Source organism: Pseudomonas sp. FA117 (assembly GCF_057370475.1).
Genome location: NZ_CM170675.1, coordinates 2,533,111 through 2,553,191 on the forward strand (window position 1 = coordinate 2,533,111; position 20,081 = coordinate 2,553,191).

Annotated in this window: 19 protein-coding genes; 11 read left to right on the forward strand and 8 right to left on the reverse strand. The window is 64.2% G+C overall.

From position 1 onward, the window contains the following. The first annotated feature begins 459 nt into the window (after positions 1 to 459). The 4 genes from AC1TXO_RS11690 to AC1TXO_RS11705 all read left to right on the forward strand — a co-directional run bounded on the left by AC1TXO_RS11690 (position 460) and on the right by AC1TXO_RS11705 (position 2,650). Positions 460 to 834: a hypothetical protein gene (locus tag AC1TXO_RS11690; protein ID WP_486406465.1), complete on the forward strand. Its 375-nt coding sequence runs from the start codon at positions 460 to 462 to the stop codon at positions 832 to 834. Beyond that, a complete protein-coding gene (locus AC1TXO_RS11695) occupies positions 831 to 1,025 on the forward strand; it encodes a helix-turn-helix transcriptional regulator (protein ID WP_486406466.1) in 195 nt (64 codons plus the stop codon). Before AC1TXO_RS11690 ends, AC1TXO_RS11695 begins: the two co-directional genes overlap by 4 nt. Positions 1,026 to 1,136: 111 nt before the next feature. After that, a complete protein-coding gene (locus AC1TXO_RS11700) occupies positions 1,137 to 1,757 on the forward strand; it encodes a LysE family translocator (RefSeq protein ID WP_486406467.1) in 621 nt (206 codons plus the stop codon). Between the two features lie 20 nt (positions 1,758 to 1,777). Continuing rightward, positions 1,778 to 2,650 carry an alpha/beta fold hydrolase gene (locus AC1TXO_RS11705; RefSeq protein ID WP_486406468.1) on the forward strand — a complete coding sequence of 291 codons (873 nt, stop codon included), beginning with the start codon at positions 1,778 to 1,780 and terminating at the stop codon, positions 2,648 to 2,650. Positions 2,651 to 2,669: 19 nt separating this feature from the next. On the opposite strand, the gene xthA is transcribed toward AC1TXO_RS11705, so the two are convergent. Then, entirely contained in the window at positions 2,670 to 3,482 is an 813-nt protein-coding gene (gene xthA / locus AC1TXO_RS11710; protein ID WP_486406469.1) for an exodeoxyribonuclease III, read from the reverse strand. A 162-nt stretch (positions 3,483 to 3,644) separates the two neighbouring features. Between xthA and AC1TXO_RS11715 the strand changes: the two genes are divergently transcribed. Genes AC1TXO_RS11715 through AC1TXO_RS11725 form a run of 3 tightly spaced genes read left to right on the forward strand, consistent with a single transcriptional unit; the run spans position 3,645 to position 9,752 of the window. Beyond that, a complete protein-coding gene (locus AC1TXO_RS11715) occupies positions 3,645 to 4,286 on the forward strand; it encodes a GNAT family N-acetyltransferase (protein WP_486406470.1) in 642 nt (213 codons plus the stop codon). A 52-nt stretch (positions 4,287 to 4,338) separates the two neighbouring features. Next, positions 4,339 to 6,081: an autotransporter assembly complex protein TamA gene (locus AC1TXO_RS11720; RefSeq protein WP_486406471.1), complete on the forward strand. Its 1,743-nt coding sequence runs from the start codon at positions 4,339 to 4,341 to the stop codon at positions 6,079 to 6,081. Further along, positions 6,078 to 9,752 carry a translocation/assembly module TamB domain-containing protein gene (locus AC1TXO_RS11725; protein ID WP_486406472.1) on the forward strand — a complete coding sequence of 1,225 codons (3,675 nt, stop codon included), beginning with the start codon at positions 6,078 to 6,080 and terminating at the stop codon, positions 9,750 to 9,752. The genes AC1TXO_RS11720 and AC1TXO_RS11725 overlap by 4 nt, the downstream gene beginning before the upstream one ends. On the opposite strand, the gene AC1TXO_RS11730 is transcribed toward AC1TXO_RS11725, so the two are convergent. The 4 genes from AC1TXO_RS11730 to AC1TXO_RS11745 form a co-directional block, all read right to left on the reverse strand. After that, positions 9,753 to 10,295, reverse strand: a complete 543-nt coding sequence (locus tag AC1TXO_RS11730) for a DUF2589 domain-containing protein (RefSeq protein WP_486406829.1) — start codon at positions 10,293 to 10,295, stop codon at positions 9,753 to 9,755. 100 nt (positions 10,296 to 10,395) lie between these two features. After that, entirely contained in the window at positions 10,396 to 11,061 is a 666-nt protein-coding gene (locus AC1TXO_RS11735) for a DUF2589 domain-containing protein (protein ID WP_486406473.1), read from the reverse strand. A 42-nt stretch (positions 11,062 to 11,103) separates the two neighbouring features. Beyond that, the gene (locus AC1TXO_RS11740; RefSeq protein ID WP_486406474.1) at positions 11,104 to 11,484 is read right to left on the reverse strand and encodes a Mor transcription activator family protein; all 381 of its coding nucleotides are present in this window, start codon (positions 11,482 to 11,484) and stop codon (positions 11,104 to 11,106) included. A 230-nt stretch (positions 11,485 to 11,714) separates the two neighbouring features. Next, positions 11,715 to 12,176 (reverse strand): hypothetical protein, encoded by a 462-nt coding sequence (locus AC1TXO_RS11745; protein ID WP_486406475.1) that lies wholly within the window; start codon positions 12,174 to 12,176, stop codon positions 11,715 to 11,717. A 150-nt stretch (positions 12,177 to 12,326) separates the two neighbouring features. Here AC1TXO_RS11745 and AC1TXO_RS11750 point away from each other — a divergent pair, with 150 nt between their 5' ends. Beyond that, positions 12,327 to 12,515, forward strand: coding sequence for a hypothetical protein (locus AC1TXO_RS11750; RefSeq protein ID WP_486406476.1), 189 nt, complete (start codon positions 12,327 to 12,329; stop codon positions 12,513 to 12,515). Positions 12,516 to 12,551: 36 nt separating this feature from the next. Here the strand turns inward: AC1TXO_RS11750 and AC1TXO_RS11755 are convergent, their stop codons facing one another. Further along, a complete protein-coding gene (locus tag AC1TXO_RS11755) occupies positions 12,552 to 12,926 on the reverse strand; it encodes a fe2+ zn2+ uptake regulation protein (RefSeq protein ID WP_486406477.1) in 375 nt (124 codons plus the stop codon). Positions 12,927 to 13,123: 197 nt separating this feature from the next. Here AC1TXO_RS11755 and pvdQ point away from each other — a divergent pair, with 197 nt between their 5' ends. After that, on the forward strand, positions 13,124 to 15,439 hold the full coding sequence (gene pvdQ, locus AC1TXO_RS11760; RefSeq protein ID WP_486406478.1) for a bifunctional acylase PvdQ: 2,316 nt from the start codon (positions 13,124 to 13,126) through the stop codon (positions 15,437 to 15,439). A gap of 49 nt (positions 15,440 to 15,488) precedes the next feature. Here the strand turns inward: pvdQ and AC1TXO_RS11765 are convergent, their stop codons facing one another. Then, complete coding sequence (locus tag AC1TXO_RS11765) at positions 15,489 to 16,211, reverse strand: UDP-2,3-diacylglucosamine diphosphatase (RefSeq protein ID WP_486406479.1); 723 nt, start codon at positions 16,209 to 16,211, stop codon at positions 15,489 to 15,491. Next, the gene (locus tag AC1TXO_RS11770) at positions 16,208 to 16,708 is read right to left on the reverse strand and encodes a peptidylprolyl isomerase (RefSeq protein ID WP_486406480.1); all 501 of its coding nucleotides are present in this window, start codon (positions 16,706 to 16,708) and stop codon (positions 16,208 to 16,210) included. Before AC1TXO_RS11770 ends, AC1TXO_RS11765 begins: the two co-directional genes overlap by 4 nt. Before the next feature lie 247 nt (positions 16,709 to 16,955). Between AC1TXO_RS11770 and AC1TXO_RS11775 the strand changes: the two genes are divergently transcribed. Both AC1TXO_RS11775 and cysS read left to right on the forward strand, forming a co-directional pair. Next, on the forward strand, positions 16,956 to 18,656 hold the full coding sequence (locus tag AC1TXO_RS11775) for a glutamine--tRNA ligase/YqeY domain fusion protein (protein WP_486406481.1): 1,701 nt from the start codon (positions 16,956 to 16,958) through the stop codon (positions 18,654 to 18,656). A gap of 9 nt (positions 18,657 to 18,665) precedes the next feature. Next, the gene (gene cysS, locus AC1TXO_RS11780) at positions 18,666 to 20,048 is read left to right on the forward strand and encodes a cysteine--tRNA ligase (protein ID WP_486406482.1); all 1,383 of its coding nucleotides are present in this window, start codon (positions 18,666 to 18,668) and stop codon (positions 20,046 to 20,048) included. Positions 20,049 to 20,081 lie beyond the last annotated feature (33 nt).

Below are 20,081 nucleotides of genomic sequence, written 5' to 3' on the forward strand. Positions count from 1 at the left end.
CTCCAAAAAAATCTGCTTGCTGCGCCTCTGCCGTGTTGTTCTTGTTATGTCAGAGTCGGTGCATGTTGTTTTTATTGGGGTGTCACGTTTTTTTATTTTTGTTGTGCCAGAGATAAAGCAGATGCCGTGCCAACTTTTTAAATCCCTTTAAAATCAATAGTTTGCTGTTTTTACAGATTTTCTGGAGGCCCGAAAATCTCTCGAATTGTTTCCGTGTTACCCGATTTTTTGCTGAGTCGTCGAGGTGGGTAACACTTTTGACACACAGGTGTGGTGCGCGCGCATGGCGTCAACCGACATCCAGCTTCCATCTTGCGCCTCTGCGCTGGCGGTGTGCTGAAACCCGATGGCCGGTGCCCGCTTCATTAACTGGGCAACAGCGTGCGATGTAAAGCATGCTTGACATATCGCTCAGCTTCGCCTTGAATGTAAAGCACACTTTACATCGAGGCCGTTGGCATGTTGCACAAACGTCACGTCACCCAGTTCATCCTGTTTCTTGTCGCCTATATCGCCGCGGTGCTGATCAGTAGCCACTATCTGTCGGACCTGCCTCCTGGCGTTGCCAAGACCTGCGTCGCCTTGATACCGGTCCCCGCCATGTTCGGCATGGCCTGGGCGGTGGTGCAGCAACTGCGCCGCCTCGATGAAATGGCCAGGCGCATCCAGCTCGAGGCACTGGGGCTGGCTTTCGTCGCTACCGCGCTGCTGACATTCAGCTACGGCTTTCTGGAGACGGCCGGTTTTCCGCGGCTGTCGATGTTCATGGTCTGGAGCCTGATGGGGCCGCTCTGGGCGGTGGGCACCGTCATCGGTGTGAGGCGCTACCGTTGAACAACCGTATTCGCGCGTTGCGCAGCGAGCATGGCTGGTCCCAGGCCGATCTGGCCGAACGCCTGGGTGTTTCACGGCAGACCGTCAACGCCATCGAGACCGGCCGATACGATCCCAGTCTGCCATTGGCATTCACGATCGCAGCGGTATTCGGATTGGCGATCGAGGAGATCTTCGATCCGTCTGTGTAGGTACAGTAATGTGTATAGGTTTAATATCGCGCAACTGTACTGGTATTGAAGCGGGCCGACTCGAGTAGTGTTGCAGGACACCCTAATCAGTACCCGATGGAAGTTCCTGCCATGCTTGGCTCATACGATCTGCTCACCGCCTTCATCCTCTTCGCCTTCGTCTCCTCGATCACCCCGGGGCCGAACAACACCATGTTGCTGGCCTCGGGCGTCAACTTCGGTGTGCGCCGTTCCATTCCCCACGCGATGGGCATCAGCATCGGCTTCATGCTGATGGTGCTGGGGGTCGGCTTCGGGCTCGGCGAGCTGTTCAAGGCGTGGCCGCCGCTCTACAGCATCCTGCGCTACGTGGGGGCGGCGTACCTGCTCTACCTGGCCTGGAAGATCGCCACTTCCGGGCCGATGTCCGCCGACGCCGGAACCACCCGCAAGCCCTTGAGCTTCTGGGGTGCAGCGGCGTTCCAGTGGGTCAATCCAAAGGCCTGGGTCATGGCGGTCGGGGCTATCACCACCTACACCCCCGCGCAAGGCTACGTGCTCAACGTCATCGTGATTGCCGCCCTGTTCGCCCTGGTCAACCTGCCGAGCGTGGGGATCTGGGTCATGTTTGGCAGCGCACTGCGCAACGTCCTGCAGAACCCGCGCTGGCTGATGCTGTTCAATGTCCTGATGGCCGTGCTGCTGGTGATTTCACTGTACCCGCTGCTGTTTGTAGAATCGTCGTTTTCCTAGTTCGATGAGCGCGGTGCAGCATGCAGTTGATTCCCTGGTCCCATGATTGCGCGGAGGGCTTCACGCTTCGCGGCTGGCATTCCGAGCCCAGCGGCAAGCCGCTGCTGCATTTCCTGCACGGCAACGGCTTCTGCTGCCTGGCCTACGAACCGATGCTGATGCGCCTGGGCGAGCACTTCGACCTCTGGCTGTGTGACGTGCAAGGGCATGGTGACAGCGACCACGGCGGCGACTTCCGAGGCTGGAACCGCACGGCCGAGTTGGTGGTCGAGGCGTTCGAGGCTGGGCGCCAGGTGTTTGGCGACGTGCCGCGTCATGCACTGGGACACAGCTTTGGCGGGGTGTTGACCGGCTTGATAATCGCCCGCCAGCCTCAACTGTTCGAGCGCGCGGTATTGCTCGACCCCGTACTGTTCAGCCGGCGCATGCTGGGCATGATGGGGGCGGCGGCGCTGGTCGGCCTGCACCGGCGCCATGCCCTGGCGCGCAAGGCCGCGACCCGTCGCAGTCACTGGCCGGATCGCGAGGCGGCGCTGGCGTCGCTACAGGGGCGAGGGATCTTCAAGGGCTGGAGCGATGCTGCATTGCACGCCTATATAGGCCATGCCATCGGCGATTGCGGCGAAGGCGTGGTGCTCAAGTGCCGACCCAGCCGCGAGGTGGAGATCTTCAGCTCGTTCCCGGCGCGGATGTGGCCGAGCCTGCAGCGCATCGCCACCCCGACGCTGATCCTGCATGGCGAAAAGACCTACCCCTTCGTGCCTCACTCGGTGCGGCGGCTGGTGGCGCTCAATGCCAGCATCCGCGAGCAGCAGGTGCCGGGTGGGCACTGTTTCATGCAGGAAGACCCGGCGGCGGCCGCGCAGCAGGTCGACGCCTTCCTGCGCGGCTGAGCCCGGAGCGCTGGCCGCGTCAGGCCAGTTCCAGCCAGATCGGCGCGTGATCCGACGGCTTTTCCATCGCCCGCAGTTCATAGTCCACCCCGGCGGCCTTCAGGCGCGGAACCAGCGCCTGCGAGGCCATGATCAGGTCGATGCGCAGGCCGCGCTTGGGCTCGTCCTCGAAACCACGGCTGCGGTAGTCGAACCAACTGAAGCGGTCTGCCACTTCCGGGTACAGGTGGCGGAAGCTGTCCACCAGGCCCCAGCCCTTGAGGCGCTCCATCCATTCGCGCTCTTCGGGCAGGAAGCTGCACTTGCCGGTCTTGAGCCAGCGCTTGGCGTTGTCGGCGCCGATGCCGATATCGCAATCCTGGGGCGAGATGTTCACGTCGCCCATCACCACCAGCGACTGGTCGTTGCTGAACTGGCCTTCGAGCAGGGCTTGCAGGTCACTGTAGAAGCGCTGCTTGGCCGGGAACTTGGTGGGGTGGTCGCGGCTTTCGCCCTGGGGGAAGTAGCCGTTCATGATGGTGATGGGCGTGCCGTCGGCATCGGCGAAGGTGCCCCAGATGAAGCGGCGCTGGGCGTCTTCTTCGTCGGTGCTGAAACCCTTGACCAGCGACAGCGGTGCCTGGCGCGACAGGAGTGCGACGCCGTAGTGGCCTTTCTGGCCATGGAAGTGCACGTGATAGCCCAGCGCCTGGACTTCGGCCAGGGGGAACTGATCGTCGCTGACCTTGGTTTCCTGCAGGCCGATGACGTCCGGCTGGTGCTTCTCGATCAGCGCAGCCAGCTGGTGCGGGCGGGCGCGCAGGCCATTGATGTTGAACGAGACGATCTTCATGGAAGGACGATCCTGGTAAAAGCCTCGGATGCTAGCTGACATCGGCCGTCATCACCAGCGTGGCAGCCAGGCGGGAGCGCTGCTAACGTCCTGCCAGGGGGAACGATGCGCAGCCTGGCACCTCCAAGGCTCTGACCCGTACATTCCAGGAGGATCACCGCTATGTCCGACGCTTCGGCCCGTATCTGCCTGCTCGACGATGGCTACAGCCGCGAAGTGCGCTCGCTGCTCTATCACGCCTACCGCCATGAGCCGACTTTCGCCTATCTGTTCGACGGTCAGCGCGCCGGATATGAGCGCAGGCTGCGGGTGGTGGTGCGCGAATGGGTCCGCCAGCACTTCTATCTGCAACTGCCGGCCGTCGGTGTGCTGGTGGACGATCGCCTGATCGGTGTAGCGCTGATCGTGCCGCCGCAGCGTCGCCTGGGCGTGGCCGACAGCTGGGCCTGGCGTCTGCGCATGCTGTTGGGTGTCGGCAGGCAGCGCACCCGCCGTTACCTGGACTACCAGGCGGCGCTGGCAACCTGCCTGCCCGCAGAGCAGGTCCATGTGCTGCCCCTGCTGGGAGTGCATCCGCAGTTCCAGGGGCAGCACCACGGCGAGCAATTGTTACAGGCTGTGCACGAGTGGTGCGCAGGCGACTGCGACACTCAGGGGGTCGTGCTCACTACCGGCAACCCTCACTACCCGGCGTTCTACGAGCGGCTGGGGTACCAGGAAATCGGTGAGGTTGCTGTAGGGCCGGTTCGCGAGAGGGTCTTCTTCCATCCCAATCCGTTGTCTCCCAAAACTGCAATTGCGTGATCGCTGCAACCCGCGGCTTACGCTGTCGCTTCGCTCTGGTAGCATGCCCGGCATGACGTATTCAGGAAGACTCAGCTGGGGCCTGCTTTTGCTGGCCGCCAGTTGCACAGCGTGGGGCCAGAGCGAACTGCTGGTGCGGGTCAAACCGTCCAACAAGGCGCTGCAGGCGAACATCGAGGGCTATATCGGCAGCCTTGGCGATCGTGACGAGGAGGCCTTGCTCCGGTTCAGCCGTGGCGCCGAGGAGCAGGCGCGCAAGGCCGCCCAGGCGCTGGGTTACTATCAGGCGCAGATCGACACCGAGGTCAAGCCGCCGAGCAAGGCTGACCAGCCGGTGCGGTTGATCATCCGGGTCGACCCGGGCGAACCGGTGCGCCTGCGCAATGTGACCGTGCGCATCGAGGGGCCGGCCAGCGAGATGAAGGCGTTTCGCGTGCCCGACAGCAAGGCCCTGCGCCAGGGCGAGCCGCTCAACCACGGCATCTACGAAGACGCCAAGCGACTGATCCAGAACCAGGCCTCGCGCTACGGCTTCTTCGACGGCCGTTTTTCCCGCCAGCGCCTGGCGGTCGATCCCCAGGCCGGTGTCGCCGACATCGAGCTGGTGTACCAGAGCGGTCCGCGCTATCGCCTGGGCAAGGTGACCTTTGGTGGTGATGCACCGCTGGACGACGACCTGCTGCAGCGCATGGTCGGCTTCAAACCGGGAACCCCCTATGACTCGGAACTGGTGGCCGAGTTGAACAACGATCTGCAGTCCAGTGGCTACTTCGAAGGCGTGCGCGTCGATGCCGCACCGACCGCGGCTGTCGATGACGTGGTGCCGGTGGACGTTCGCCTCGATACCCGCAAGCCCCGCACCCTGGGTCTCGGTCTTGGCTACTCGACCGACGTGGGGGCACGCGGCAAGGCCAACTGGACCCGGCACTGGGTCAATGCGCAGGGCCACAGCTATGGCTGGGAGACCGAGCTTTCCGCGCCGCGGCAGAACGTCGGCCTGTGGTACGACATACCGCTGGACCCGCCGCTGACCGACAAGCTGCGGTTTGCCGGTGGCTACCAGAACGAAGAGATCGCCGGCACCGACACCCTGAGCAAGCTGCTGACCGTCGGCCCCGAGTGGCACAGCAAGCTGCCCAGCGGCTGGCAGCGGGTGATCTCGCTCAAGTACCAGCGTGAGGAATATCGCCTGGGCGACGACTCCGGACTGAGCAACCTGCTGATGCCTGGGGTGAGCTTCTCCTACCTGCGCAGCGACAACCGCATCGATCCGCACAACGGTTACCGCCTGCAGTTCGACCTGCAGGCTGCCAAGGAGGGGCTGGGCTCGGACACCAACCTGGTGCACGGCAATGTCCTGCTCAAGGGGCTGACCACCCTCGGGCAGAATCATCGCTTCCTCGGTCGCGTGCAGTTCGGCGGCAGTGCCACCAACGGCTACCAGCAGAACATCCCGCCGTCGTTGCGCTTTTTCGCCGGTGGCGACCAGAGCGTGCGCGGCTATGACTACCAGACGTTGTCACCGAAGAACAACAAGGGCGACCGCATCGGCGGCCGCTACCTGGTGGCCGGCAGCGCGGAATACCAGTATTCGGTCACGGAGAAATGGCGCGTGGCGACCTTCATCGACCAGGGCAACTCGTTCAACTCGCTGGAACTGCCCAGCCTCAAGACCGGTGTCGGCATCGGTGTGCGCTGGGTCTCGCCGGTCGGGCCGCTGCGCCTGGACCTAGCGCGTGCGCTGGACGACGACGGTGGATTCCGTCTGCACTTCTCCATGGGGCCTGAACTGTGATGCGTGTGTTCAAACCCTTGCTGCTCACCCTGTCGGGATTGCTGCTGCTGGTGTTGCTGGGCGCGGCGTTGGTGCTGGGAACGCAGGCGGGCAGCCGCTGGGCTCTCGGCCAGGTGCCGGGGCTCGAGGTCGAGGCGTTCCAGGGCCGCCTGGGTGGCCAGTGGCAGGCCGCTCATCTGGTGTGGGCCCAGGAGGGCAGTCGCGTCGAGCTGCAGGCCCCGCAGTTGCAGTGGTCGCCGTTCTGCCTGCTGCGCGCCACGCTGTGCGTGCAGCGGCTGCAGGCAGAACGCATCGACATGGCGTTCGCACCGGGCGAGTCGCAGGCCGATGCCGGGCCGCTGAAACTGCCTGAACTGCGTCTGCCGATCGCCATCGAGCTGGGGGAGGTCAAGGTGGATCAGATCCGCCTCGATGGCAGTGACCTGCTTGCCGATGTGCAGCTCGCCGCCCACTGGACCCGCGAAGGCATGCGCATCGACACCCTGCAGCTGCAGCGCGACGACCTGCATCTGGCCCTGCAGGGCACCGTGCTGCCGCAAGGCGACTGGCCGCTCGAGGCCGATGCCACCCTGCAGTTGCCGGCAGTGGACGGACAGGCCTGGCAACTGGCGCTGCACGTCAAGGGCGACCTGCAGCAGACCCTGGCCCTCGATGGCAGCAGCAGTGGCTATCTGGAGGCCAGGATCGACGGCCAGCTCCAGGCCCTCGCCGAGCATCTGCCGGCCACTCTGCGGATTCGTGCCGACAGCTTCCGCCCGTCCGCCGCGTTGCCCGATCCGTTGCAACTGAACCAGCTCAGCCTGCAGGCCACGGGCGACCTGCTCAAGGGCTATGTCCTCGCTGGCTCGGCCAGCCTGCCCGCCGAGCAGGGGCCGATAGCCCTGGTGCTGAACGGCAAGGTGGATGCCAAGGGTGCCCGCCTCGATGCCCTGGACCTCGCTGCCAGCGAAACCCAGCGCCTGAACTTGCAGGCCAGTGCCGACTGGCAGCAAGGGCTCAAGGCCGATGCCACGGTCGACTGGCTCGACTTTCCGTGGTTGCGCCTGTACCCGATGGATCAAGCGCCGCAGGTCACGCTCAAGCGCTTCAATGCCCAGGTGCAGTACCGCGACGGTTCCTACGACGGCAATTTCAAGGGCGATCTGGACGGCCCGGCCGGTGCCTTCAGCCTGTCGAGCCCGTTCGAGGGCGACCTGGGTCAGGTGCGCCTGCCCAAGCTGGAGCTCAGCGCAGGGCAGGGCAAGGCTGCAGGCAGCGTGGCACTGCGCTTTGCCGACAGCCTTGCCTGGGACGTCGATCTGCAGCTTTCGTCGCTGGACCCGGCCTATTGGCTGGCGCAGATGCCAGGCACCCTGGCAGGCCCCCTGCGCAGCAAGGGTGAGTTGAAGAACGAGCGCCTGCAGCTTGAAGCACAGCTCGACCTCAAGGGGCGCCTGCGAGGCCAGCCGGCGCAACTCAAGGCCGACGCCAAGGGTGCGGGTGAGGAGTGGACGCTGGGTGCGCTGGCGATTCAGCTGGGCGACAACCGTATCAATGGCAGTGGCAGCCTGCAGCAACGCCTGGCCGGTCGTGTCGATATCGACCTGCCGCGCCTCGGTCAGTTGTGGCCACGGCTGCAGGGCCAGGTCAAGGGGCGCCTGGACCTGGCCGGCACGCTGGCTGCGCCGCAGGGCACACTGGCTCTCCAGGGACAGCAACTGGCACAGGCAGACAACCGTATCCAGCGCCTGGACCTGGACGCGCGCCTGGACAATGCCCAGCGTGGCCTGATCAACCTCAAGGTGGGCGATATCCGCCTGGGTGAAACGGCGCTGGGCACGCTCGATGCGTCCGGCAAGGGTGATATCCGTCAGCAGGCCCTGACTCTCGCGCTCGACGGGCCGCAGCTCAAGCTCGACCTGGCCCTCGATGGTGCGCTCGCCAAGGGTGACTGGCGCGGTCGGCTGGCCTCTGGGCGAATCCGCGCCGGTGGTCAGGACTGGCAATTGCAGGCGCCCGCACGCCTGCAGCGCCTGGCCAGCGGCCAGCTCGACTTCGGCGCCCATTGCTGGCGCTCCGGCAACGCCAGCCTGTGCGGCGAAGACCAGCGCCTGGCGCCTGATCCGCGCCTGCGCTACCACCTCAAGCAGTTCCCGATCGACAGCCTGGCCCAGTGGCTGCCGAAGGACTTCGCCTGGCAGGGCCTGCTCAATGCCGACATCAACCTGGATATTCCGGCCAGTGGCCCCAAGGGCACTGTGCGTATCGACGCCAGTGGCGGCACGCTGCGGGTGCGCGACAACGGGCGCTGGATCGATTTCCCCTACCAGGCGCTGCGCCTGGACAGCACCCTGGCGCCTCGTCGGGTGGACACCTCGCTGGTGTTTCGTGGCGAGCGCCTGGGTGAGCTGAACCTGTCGACCCGTATCGACCCATTGGGCCGCGACAAGCCGCTGTCCGGCGAGTTTCGCCTGTCGGGGCTCGACCTTTCGATCGCCCGGCCCTTCGTGCCGATGGTCGAGCGGCTGACTGGCCAACTCAACGGTGACGGGCGTCTGTCTGGCACATTGCTGGCGCCACAGGTCAATGGCAGCGTGACCCTCAGCGGCGGACACGTCAGTGGCGCAGAGTTGCCGGTCAGCCTCGAGGATCTCTCGCTGCGTGCGCTCATCGCTGGCGAGCAGGTGCAGTTGAGTGGTGACTGGCGAAGTGGCGAAGCCGGCCGTGGACAACTGAGCGGTGGCCTGACCTGGGGCCAGGCCCTGGGGGTCGACCTGCGCCTGCAGGGCCAGCAACTGCCAGTCAGCGTCGAGCCCTATGCCGCGCTGGAGGTGGCGCCGGACCTGAACATCCGGCTGCAGGGCGACAAGCTGGCCGTCACCGGCAAGGTGCAGGTACCCAAGGGCAAGATCACCGTACGCGAACTGCCACCCTCGACGGTGAAGGTGTCCGACGACACCGTCATCGTCGGTCACCAGACCGAGCAGGGCACGCCACCGATGGCCGTGGCCATGGACATCGATGTCGAGGTTGGCCGTGACAAGCTGTCGTTCAGCGGTTTCGGTCTCACGGCAAATCTGGTGGGGCACGTGCATATCGGTGACAATCTCGACACCCGGGGCGAACTCAGCCTGGCCGACGGACGCTACCGCGCCTACGGGCAACGCCTGACCATCCGTCGAGCACGGCTGCTGTTCGCCGGGCCGATCGACCAGCCTTACCTGGATATCGAAGCGATCCGCCAGGTCGATGATGTGACTGCCGGCATTCGCCTCAGCGGCAGTGCCGAGCAACCCACCACCAAGGTGTTCTCGGAGCCGGCCATGAGCCAGGAGCAGGCATTGTCGTATCTGGTGCTGGGGCGCCCGCTGGGCAACTCGGGCGAGGACAACAACATGCTTGCCGAGGCGGCGCTGGGCCTGGGGCTGGCGGGAAGCGCCGGTATCACCGGGAGCCTGGCTTCGAGCCTGGGGATCGATGATTTCCAGCTCGATACCCAGGGCTCGGGCAACAACACCAGCGTAGTGGCCAGCGGCAACCTCACCGAACGCCTGAGCCTGCGTTACGGCGTTGGTGTGTTCGAGCCGGCGAACACCATCGCGTTGCGCTACAAACTCAGCAAGAAGGTCTATCTGGAGGCGGCCAGCGGGCTGGCGAGCTCGCTGGATATCTTCTACAAGCGCGACTTCTGATCAGCGCACGGTCGCCGCTTCGGTGAACTCGTTGCTGTCTGGTGCCGGTTGTGTCGGGCGAGGTGCGTGCACCGGCATGATCAGGTTGGTGTACTCCTCGATCAGCCGGTTGATCGCCTCGGGTGGCTCGCAGGCCTGGAACTGCATGCGGATCTGCACCTCATCCGGGTCGCGCGCTTCACCCCGACGTCCCTGGGCGCCCACGGTGACCTTGAAGTGCGAGCAGGACATCTCGTCACCGGCCTGTTGCAACGCCTCCCGCTGCGCCTGGGCGTTTTTCACGTGCACCGAGAGGTCGACCTGCATGCGTTCAAGGGCCAGGCCCTTGGTCGCCACCAGGGCGATCAGTGGAATGCGAAGGGTGTGCGCGTCGTCCATGGCCACTTCGACCATCTTGGCCCGCATCGGCAGGCCGGGTTGTTCGGGATCGTGGTCGAAGAACTGGTCGAACAGCCTGAGGTACTGCTGGGCGATCAGGGTGTTGGTGGCGGCGGCGGCTTCCTGGAGTCCGCGCGTGATGTCACGCAGGTCGCTGGAGGTCATGGGGGCGGGCTGGGGGCTGTTGTCGGTCTGGTCCAAGCATCAGGCTCCTGTGTTGGAAGGCCGCAGGAAGGCCGGCGGGCCACCTGCGGCGGTTGCAGGGTTACTCCTGGTCAGGCTTTTTCTTCTCGCCCGCCGCGTCTGCGGCCTTGGTCCTGCCAAGTGAATCTTTGCTGGAGATCGCGCCCGTGTTCTCTAGTGCTGCGGTCCCGGCCACGGTTGGCTTGGTCGCCGCATCGGTGAGGAAGTCCATGACACGCTGCAGGGCTTCCGGGGGCTGCTGGCGGCGAACCGTGGTGTTGAACGCATAACGTGCGCGAGTATCGGTCTTGCGGGTCTGCTCCGACTTGTGACTGACGCTGCCCTTGACACTCAGTTTGAACGGCCCCCAGCCGAGCGAGGACTCCATGGTGGCTTCGGCGTTGGTCTCGGAACGATCTTCGGCCATCTGGTTGATGGTCATCTCGAACTCGATATTGCCTTCGTCGATGGCAATGTTCGGGTGCGTGATGGCCGCCAGCAGCGGCACTTTCATGCTCTTGGCGACGACACCCTTGTATTCGCCATCTTCACCGACGATGGTTTCGTCGTAGTCGAACTGGATGGCGACTGCCTTGCCGTCCTGGATACAGACATTCATGAGGAAGTCGGCGTACGACTTGCTCGCGGTGACCTGTGCCTGGACCATGGCCTGCAGCGGGCCGGCGATCATGCGGTCCATGGGCAGGGAGTTGATCACGGAGCCTATCAGGCTGCTATCGATGGACATGGTGGGTTTTCCTCAGGGTAATGAGCCCGGCGGGCTCGGGGATCAGTGAGCGTGGTTGTCCTGGCGGCGGATGTTGCCGATCTGGCGCAGGCTCAGCCCGTACTTGTCGGCCAGCAGGCTGCGCGAGAGGCCGTTGGCACTTTCCTTCTGGATCTGCAGGTTGCGCAGTTGCCGCATGAAGTGATCGGACTTGGGGATTTCCAGGGCAATGCCGGCGTAGCGCTTGATCAGCGCGTCCAGTGCGGCGCCTGGCAGCACTTCTGCCAGGCGGGTGCGCTCGCGGTGCTTGGGAATGTATTTGGGACGGCCACCGTAGGCGCAGGTGAGTCGATAGGCGTTTTCAAGGCCGATGCATTCGATCAGCGATTGCAGCGAGTGGGGTAACTGGGCGACATCGATGGCAGTCAGGTCTGGCAGTTCCATATGCAATTTCCTTGGGCTCGGTAGCCGGCTCGGTGGGTGTGAAGAGAATTCTCAGCCACTCCCAAGCCCCTTTCCTAGGCGCCAAGCGGCCTATGCTTTGTAGTTTCCGATGATCACTGTTTGCAGGCAGTGGGTAGCTTTGTTGTAGGAAGTTGCACTGCTTCCGCGCCGCAAGCATTGAGTTCTCTGGAAGGCTTTCTCTGGGACATTCCGAGGGTATGGAGACCCAATCAATCGCAGGGGTAGGCTTTGTGCAGCGTCACCAGGTTCAGGTACGCCTGGGGCCTGGTAACAGCGTTGGGTGGAAGGGCACGCCAGTCCACGTCCAGGCACAGGGCGTGGAGCGCTCGCCCATCCAGTCGACCGACGACCTGCGGGCTGAAGGCGCGGCGGTAGCGGGCGCCGGTCTCGGCGAAAGGTTCGACCTGGTGGGCCTGAGCCAGGGTCGACCTGGTCATCGCAGCCAGCTCCGACGGCGCGACAGCGAAATGCAGCTGCCCTGGCCTGCCTTGCAACAAGCCGCTGGCGCGGGTGCGTTGCCAGAGCATCTGCCACTGGCTGGAGCCGCTTGCGGCTTCCAGTCGGGCGCCCAGTTCGAACAGGCGTTCCTGGGGCACCTGGGTGGTGCCGATGGCGTGGGCGGGAGAGAGCTTGAACAGCAGCAGGGCGCAGATCAGGAGGGGTTTGGTCACGGGTGCTCCGCAGGATGTGGTGGCCGGGAGTCCATGATTTCAAGGTTGCGGGGGTACGCTCAGCAGGAAATGCGTCGCGCCGGGGGGCGGGCGATGTATCATGTGGCCGGCTCGACAGCAGCCTTCTTCCGATGTTCCAGGGAATTGCCGATGACACACATGCAGCGCTTCAAGTATTCGATCCTCATCATCGTGGTGATGATGGGCATCATGTTCGGTCTGAGCCACCTGCAGAAACAGGGCACCATCAGCGAGCAGACCTTCCAGTACCTGGCCATCGGTATTGCCGTGGTCGTCGTGGTGATCAACGGCATTCTGCGGCGCAAGGTCAAGTCCTGACGTCGGCGAGCCGGCCGTCCTGGCCGGCCAGCGATCTCAGCGCAGGGCAGTCTGCTCGAGCACGGCACGTGCCTCGGGCTGAAGGCTGTAGCATTTGTCGGTGCCCAGGCTGATGACGCCTTCGCTGCACAGGCGCTTGAGCACTTCGCGCACACTCAGGAACGACAGCGGGATATCCAGTTGCTCCAGGTGCGCATGCACTCCACGCACGCCGATGCTGCGGCCACTGCGGTCGGCCGAGTGCAGGGCGTCGATCACTTTCAGGCGGATCAGGCTGGTGCGCAGGCCATAGGCACGCAACAGTTCGCGGATCTGCTCGTTGCCGGTCCGTTCCTGCACCTCGACAGCGGCGCCGGGGGCTGCGGGCTCGGGGGTTCGCTGGCGCGCTGGCTGCAATTGCGGGTTGTACATGTGAATGCTCCTTTTCGTGGACTGTCCCGAAATCATGAGTGCCTATCTACTAGGACGAATGAGCGCGGGAAAACTGCAGGTATTGCCGAAAAAAAACTGCCACGTTCTTTTCAAGACGTTGCTGCACGGCGCCACGCGTAAAATTTTCATTCGCCCGCTCGTCTCATCGGGATGACTTCCAATCCCGAGGAGTGCCCGTGATCACACTATCGCGACCTTTGTCCTGCCTTGGCCTGGCCATTGCCCTGGCAAGCTGTGCCGGCGTCGTACAGGCGCTGGAGGTGGCAGGCGATACCGCCGCGCAGATCCGCCGTACCAGCTTCGGTGTCCCACACATCCTGGCCAGGAACGAACGCGGCCTGGGCTACGGCATCGGCTATGCCTACGCCCAGGACAACCTGTGCCTGCTAGCCAACGAGGTGCTCACGGTCAATGGCGAGCGCTCGAAGTATTTTGGCGCCGAAGGCAAGAGCGTCGAGCAGCGTGACAACCTGGACAGCGACCTGTTCTTCACCTGGCTCAATGGCAACGTTGCCGTCAATGCCTTCCTCCAGGCGCAGTCGGCGCCGATCCGCGATCGGCTGGAGGGCTATGTCGCCGGTTACAACCGCGCCCTGGCCGAGCGCAAGGCCCAAGGCCTGCCGGTGGAGTGCGGGGAGGGCGACTGGGTCAGGCCGATCACCAGCCTGGACCTGGTCAAGTTGACCCGACGCCTGCTGGCCGAGGGCGGTGTCGGCCAATTCGCCGAGGCCGTGGTGGCCGCCACCCCGCCGAGCCTGGCGCAGCACAAGCCCAAGGCCGACTACAGCGTCGCCCTGGCGCGTCAGCAGGCGTTTGCCGGCGAGCGCGGCAGCAATGCGGTTGCCGTCGGGGCCCAGCGGTCGGCCAACGGTCGCGGCCTGCTGCTGGCCAACCCGCATTTCCCCTGGATTGGCGGGATGCGTTTCTACCAGATGCAACTGACCATCCCCGGGGAACTGGATGTGATGGGAGCGGCGCTGCCAGGACTACCGGTGATCAACATCGGTTTCAACCGCGACCTGGCCTGGACCCACACCGTCGACACCTCCAGGCATTTCACCCTCTATCGTCTGCAGCTCGATCCGAAAGACCCCACCCACTACCTGCTCGACGGCCAGTCGCTGCCGCTCGAGCAGCAGACGCTCAGTGTCACGGTAAAAGGTGCAGACGGAAAGCCAGGCCAGGTGCGGCGCCAGATCCACCTCTCGAAGTTCGGCCCCGTGGTGCAGTGGCCGGGACGCCTTGATTGGGATCGCCAGCATGCCTACAGCCTGCGTGACGCCAATCTCGACAACACGCGGGTGCTGGAACAGTGGTACGGCATCAACCGCGCGCAGGGCATCGACGCCTTGAAAGCCTCGGTAGCCAGGCTCCAGGGGATTCCCTGGGTCAATACCCTCGCGGTGGATGCCAAGGGCCGCGCGCTGTACCTGAACCAGTCGGTGGTGCCTTACGTCGACAAGGAATTGCTTGCCCAGTGCAGTGATCCTGCACTGACAGGCCCTATGGTGGTGCTGGACGGCTCGCGCAGTGCCTGCCAGTGGAAGGTCGCTGCCGATGCCGCGCAGCCGGGGATTTTCCCGGCGCGCCTGCAGCCGAGCCTGGAGCGTGCGGACTTCGTGCAGAACTCCAACGATTCGGCCTGGCAGGTCAATCCGGCCCAGCCGCTGACCGGTTTTTCGCCGTTGATCAGCCAGCAAGACCAGCCCCTGGGCATGCGCACCCGTTTTGCCCTGCAGCGGCTGCAGGGCAACGGCAAGTTGGGCGTGCCCGAGCTGCAGCGCATGGTCCTGGATGACGAGGTCTACCTGGCCAGCCAGGTGTTGCCGGAGTTGCTGGAGTGGTGCAAGGGTGCCGCCAGCGATGTGCAGGAGCTGTGCACCAGCTTGCAGGCCTGGAATGGCAAGGCGGGCGCCGACAGCGGCATCGGGCTGGTGCATTTCGCCAACATCATGGAATCCTTGGCCGAACAACCGCAGATCTGGCGTGTGGCGTTCGACCCGGCCGATCCGCAGCATACCCCGCGTGGTCTTGCGATAGAGCAAGCGGCAGTGCGCAAGCGGGTGCACGAGGCGGCGCTGGCGTCGCTGGCGCAGGTGCAGGAAGGCGGTATCACCGGTGACCAGCGCTGGGGGCAGGTCCAGCAGGCGCAGGACGGCACCCCGGTGCCGGGCGGGCCGCAGGAGCTGGGGGTCTACAACGCCATGGTCAGCGTACCTTACGGGCCGGGCAAGCGCCTGGTGGTCAGCGGCACCAGCTACCTGCAGTTGGTCAGTTTCACCGAGCAGGGGCCGCAGGCGCAGGGGTTGCTGGCATTCTCTCTGTCCAGCGAATCGGCGTCGGCGCATGCCTTCGACCAGACCCGCGCCTTTGCTGCCGGCAAGCTGTCGCCGATCCCGTTCACCGAGGCGCAGATCAAGGCTGACCCCCAGTACCGTCAGTACAGTGTGAGTGAGCGCGACGAGCGAGCGCTGGTCAGCGCAGGCAAGTAAGCACAAGCGATGGCCCTGAGGTGGAAGCACCACCCAGGGCTGTCGTGCTTCAGGAGAACTCGAAAGGCGCCAGTTGCATGCCCTGCTCGTCGACCTGGAGCGCCCAGCCACGGCGATCCCAGTCGCCCAGCACGATACGCCGCGCCGGTTGACCTTCGACCACCAGCTTGTGCAGGGCAGGGCGGTGGGTATGCCCATGGACCAGCGTGCGCACACCGTGTTCGGCCATCACCCGGGGAACTTCCTCGGGCGTGACGTCGACGATCTCGGTGTTCTTCATGCGCACCTGCGTACTGCTTTCGCTGCGCAGCTTGCGTGCCAGCTTCTGCCGCGTGGACAGCGGCAGGTGCCGCAGGATCCACAGGCTGAGCGGATTGCGCAGGTAGCGCCGCAGCTTCATGTAGCCCACATCGCGGGTGCAGAGGGTGTCGCCATGCATCAGCAGCACCGGTTCGCCGCCCAGTTCGATCACGCTGGGGTCGGCCAGCAGGGTGCAGCCGGCCGCCTTGCAGAAGTCCTCGCCGATGAGGAAATCACGGTTGCCGTGCATCAGGTAGATCGCCGTGCCGCTGTCGGACAGCGCGCGCAGCGCCTGGCAGATCGACTGCTGGAACGGCGTCATGGCATCGTCGCCGATCCAGGCTTCGAAGAAGTCGCCAAGAATGTACAGCGCCTTGGCGTGCCGCGCCCGCCCATCGAGCAGATCAAGAAACGCCCGGGTAATGTCCGGGCGTTCTTCTTGCAGGTGCAGATCGGAGATCAGCAGGATCACTCAATGATCTCGGCTTTCTCGATGATCACGTCGTCTTTCGGTACGTCCTGGTGGCCGGCGTTGGAGCCGGTGGCGACCTTCTCGATGGCGTCGACCACTTCACGGCCTTCGGTCACTTCGCCGAATACCGCGTAGCCCCAGCCCTGGACATTCTTGCCGCTGTGGTTGAGGAAGTCGTTGTCCGAGGCGTTGATGAAGAACTGCGCGGAGGCCGAGTGCGGCTCCATGGTGCGGGCCATGGCGATGCTGTACTTGGTGTTCTTCAGGCCGTTGTCGGCTTCGTTCTGGATGCTGGCGCGGGTCTTCTTCTGGTTCATGCCAGGCTCGAAGCCGCCGCCCTGGATCATGAAGCCCTTGATCACGCGGTGGAACACGGTGCCGTCGAAGTGGCCGTCCTTGACGTACTGAACGAAGTTCTCGACGGTTTTCGGGGCTTTTTCCGCATCCAGCTGCAGGACGATGTCGCCGTGGTTGGTGCTCAGTTTGACTTTGGACATGCTGAAATTCGCTCTTTCAAGGCATTCGGGAAATAGGGTGCGCAGGTCGCGTACTGTACCTGACGCAGGATCGGGCGGCGGCGACACAAGGCGCGCGGCGGCCATTTTGCCAGCTTGCGACAAAACGCTGCGAGAAATCGCGCCAGTTTGTCGGTGCCCGGCTGTCAGCAGCTTGACTGCTTCGGCTATGATAGGCCCTTTGATTCAATCGGCCTACCCGGACCGGACATCTGCATTCAAGGATCCTATGAGCAAGCCCACCGACAACGCGACCAACGCCGCTGCCAAAGGCGCCCCCGCCGTCTCAGCGAACTTCCTGCGACCGATCGTCCAGGCCGACCTGGACTCGGGCAAGCACAGCAGTATCGTCACCCGCTTCCCGCCGGAGCCGAACGGTTATCTGCACATCGGCCACGCCAAGTCGATCTGCGTCAACTTCGGCCTGGCCCAGGAGTTCGGTGGGGCCTGCCACTTGCGTTTCGACGACACCAACCCGGCCAAGGAAGACCAGGAATACATCGACGCCATCCAGCGCGACATCAAGTGGCTGGGCTTCGAGTGGACAGGTCCGGTGCGCTTTGCTTCCAACTATTTCGACCAGTTGCACGACTGGGCGGTCGAGCTGATCAAGCGCGGCAAGGCCTACGTCTGCGACCTGACTCCCGAGCAGGCCAAGGAGTATCGCGGCACCCTGACCCAGCCGGGCAAGAACAGCCCGTTCCGCGAGCGCAGCGTCGAAGAAAACCTCGACCTGTTCGCCCGCATGAAGGCCGGCGAGTTCAAGGACGGTGAGCGCGTGCTGCGCGCCAGGATCGACATGGCCTCGCCGAACATGAACCTGCGCGACCCCATTCTTTACCGCATTCGCCATGCCCACCACCACCAGACCGGTGACGCGTGGTGCATTTACCCCAACTACGACTTCACCCACGGCCAGTCGGACGCCATCGAGGGCATCACCCACTCGATCTGCACCCTGGAGTTCGAAGGTCATCGCCCGTTGTACGACTGGTTCCTCGACAACCTGCCAGTGCCGGCGCACCCGCGCCAGTACGAGTTCAGCCGCCTGAACCTGAACTACACCATCACCTCCAAGCGCAAGCTCAAGCAACTGGTGGACGAGCAGCACGTCGAAGGCTGGGACGACCCGCGCATGTCGACGCTCTCGGGCTATCGCCGCCGTGGCTACACCCCGGCCTCGATCCGCAACTTCTGCGAGATGGTCGGGACCAACCGCTCCGATGGCGTGGTCGACATGTCGATGCTCGAGTTCAGCATCCGTGACGACCTCGACCGCACTGCACCGCGCGCCATGTGCGTGCTGCGCCCATTGAAGGTGGTGATCACCAACTACCCTGAAGGCCAGGTCGAGCAGCTCGAATTGCCGCGCCACCCGAAGGAAGAAATGGGCGTGCGCGTCCTGCCGTTCGCCCGTGAGCTGTACATCGACCGCGACGACTTCATGGAAGAGCCGCCCAAGGGCTACAAGCGCCTGGAGCCGGCCGGTGAAGTGCGCCTGCGCGGCAGCTACGTGATCCGTGCCGACGAGGCGATCAAGGACGCTGACGGCAACATCGTCGAGCTGCGCTGCTCGTACGACCCGGACACCCTGGGCAAGAACCCCGAGGGCCGCAAGGTCAAGGGCGTGATCCACTGGGTACCGGCCCAGGGCAGCGTCGAGTGCGAGGTGCGTCTGTACGATCGCCTGTTCCGCTCGCCCAACCCGGAGAAGACCGACGAGGGCGGCAACTTCCTTGAAAACATCAATCCACAATCGCTGCAGGTGTTGACCGGTTGTCGTGCCGAGCCTTCGCTGGGCCAGGCCCAGCCTGAAGACCGCTTCCAGTTCGAACGCGAAGGCTACTTCTGCGCCGACCTGAAAGACAGCCAGCCAGGTCGTCCGGTGTTCAACCGCACCGTGACCCTGCGCGATTCGTGGGGCAGCTAAGGAATCCTCGTGCTTACTATCTACAACACCCTGAGCAAGACCAAGGAAGTCTTCAAACCCCTGGATGGCAACAATGTGCGCATGTATGTCTGCGGCATGACCGTGTACGACTACTGCCACCTGGGCCATGGCCGCAGCATGGTGGCGTTCGACCTGGTCACCCGCTGGCTGCGCAAGAGCGGCTATGCGCTCACGTACGTGCGCAACATCACCGACATCGACGACAAGATCATCAACCGGGCCAACGAGAACGGCGAGTCGTTCGACGCCTTGACCGCGCGCATGATCGATGCCATGCATGAAGACGAACGGCGCCTGAACATCCTGCCGCCGGACCAGGAGCCGCGTGCCACCGACCATATCCCCGGCATGCACGCGATGATCCAGACCCTGATCGACAAGGGTTATGCCTATGCCCCGGGCAACGGCGACGTGTACTACCGCGTCGGCAAGTTCGTCGGCTATGGCAAGCTGTCGCGGCGCAAGATCGAAGACCTGCGCATCGGTGCGCGGATCGAGGTCGACGAAGCCAAGCAGGATCCGCTGGACTTCGTGCTGTGGAAGGGCGCCAAGCCGGGCGAGCCGAGCTGGGAATCGCCGTGGGGCCCGGGCCGTCCGGGCTGGCACATCGAGTGCTCGGTGATGTCGACCTGCTGCTTGGGCGACAGTTTCGACATCCACGGTGGCGGCAGCGACCTGGAGTTCCCGCACCACGAGAACGAGATCGCCCAGAGCGAGGCGGCCACCGGCAAGCCGTACGCCAACGCCTGGATGCACTGCGGCATGATCCGTATCAATGGCGAGAAGATGTCGAAGTCGCTGAACAACTTCTTCACCATTCGCGACGTGCTCGAGAAGTACCACCCGGAAGTGGTGCGCTACCTGCTGGTGGCCAGCCACTACCGCAGCGCCATCAACTACTCCGAAGACAGCCTGCGCGATGCCAAGGGTGCGCTGGAGCGCTTCTACCACGCCCTGCGTGGTCTGCCACGTGTGCCGGCCAAGGGCGGCGAGGCGTTCGTCGAGCGCTTCGGCGTGGCGATGAACGACGACTTCGGCACCCCTGAAGCCTGCGCCGTGCTGTTCGACCTGGTGCGCGAGATCAACCGTCTGCGCGACAGCGATCCCGAGGCCGCTGCCGGCCTGGCGGCCCGCCTGCGCGAGCTGGGCGATGTGCTGGGCGTGCTGCAACTGGACGCCGATGAGTTCCTGCGTGCGGGGGCCGAAGGCAAGGTTGACGCTGCTGAAGTCGAAGCGCTGATCCAGGCGCGTCTGCAGGCGCGTACCGACAAGAACTGGGCCGAGTCGGACCGCATCCGTGATCAGTTGACGGCAATGGGGGTTGTGCTGGAAGACGGTAAAGGCGGTACCACCTGGCGCTTGGTCCCGTAAGGCAAGAGGCAGGGAACCGCGATGCGGCTCCCT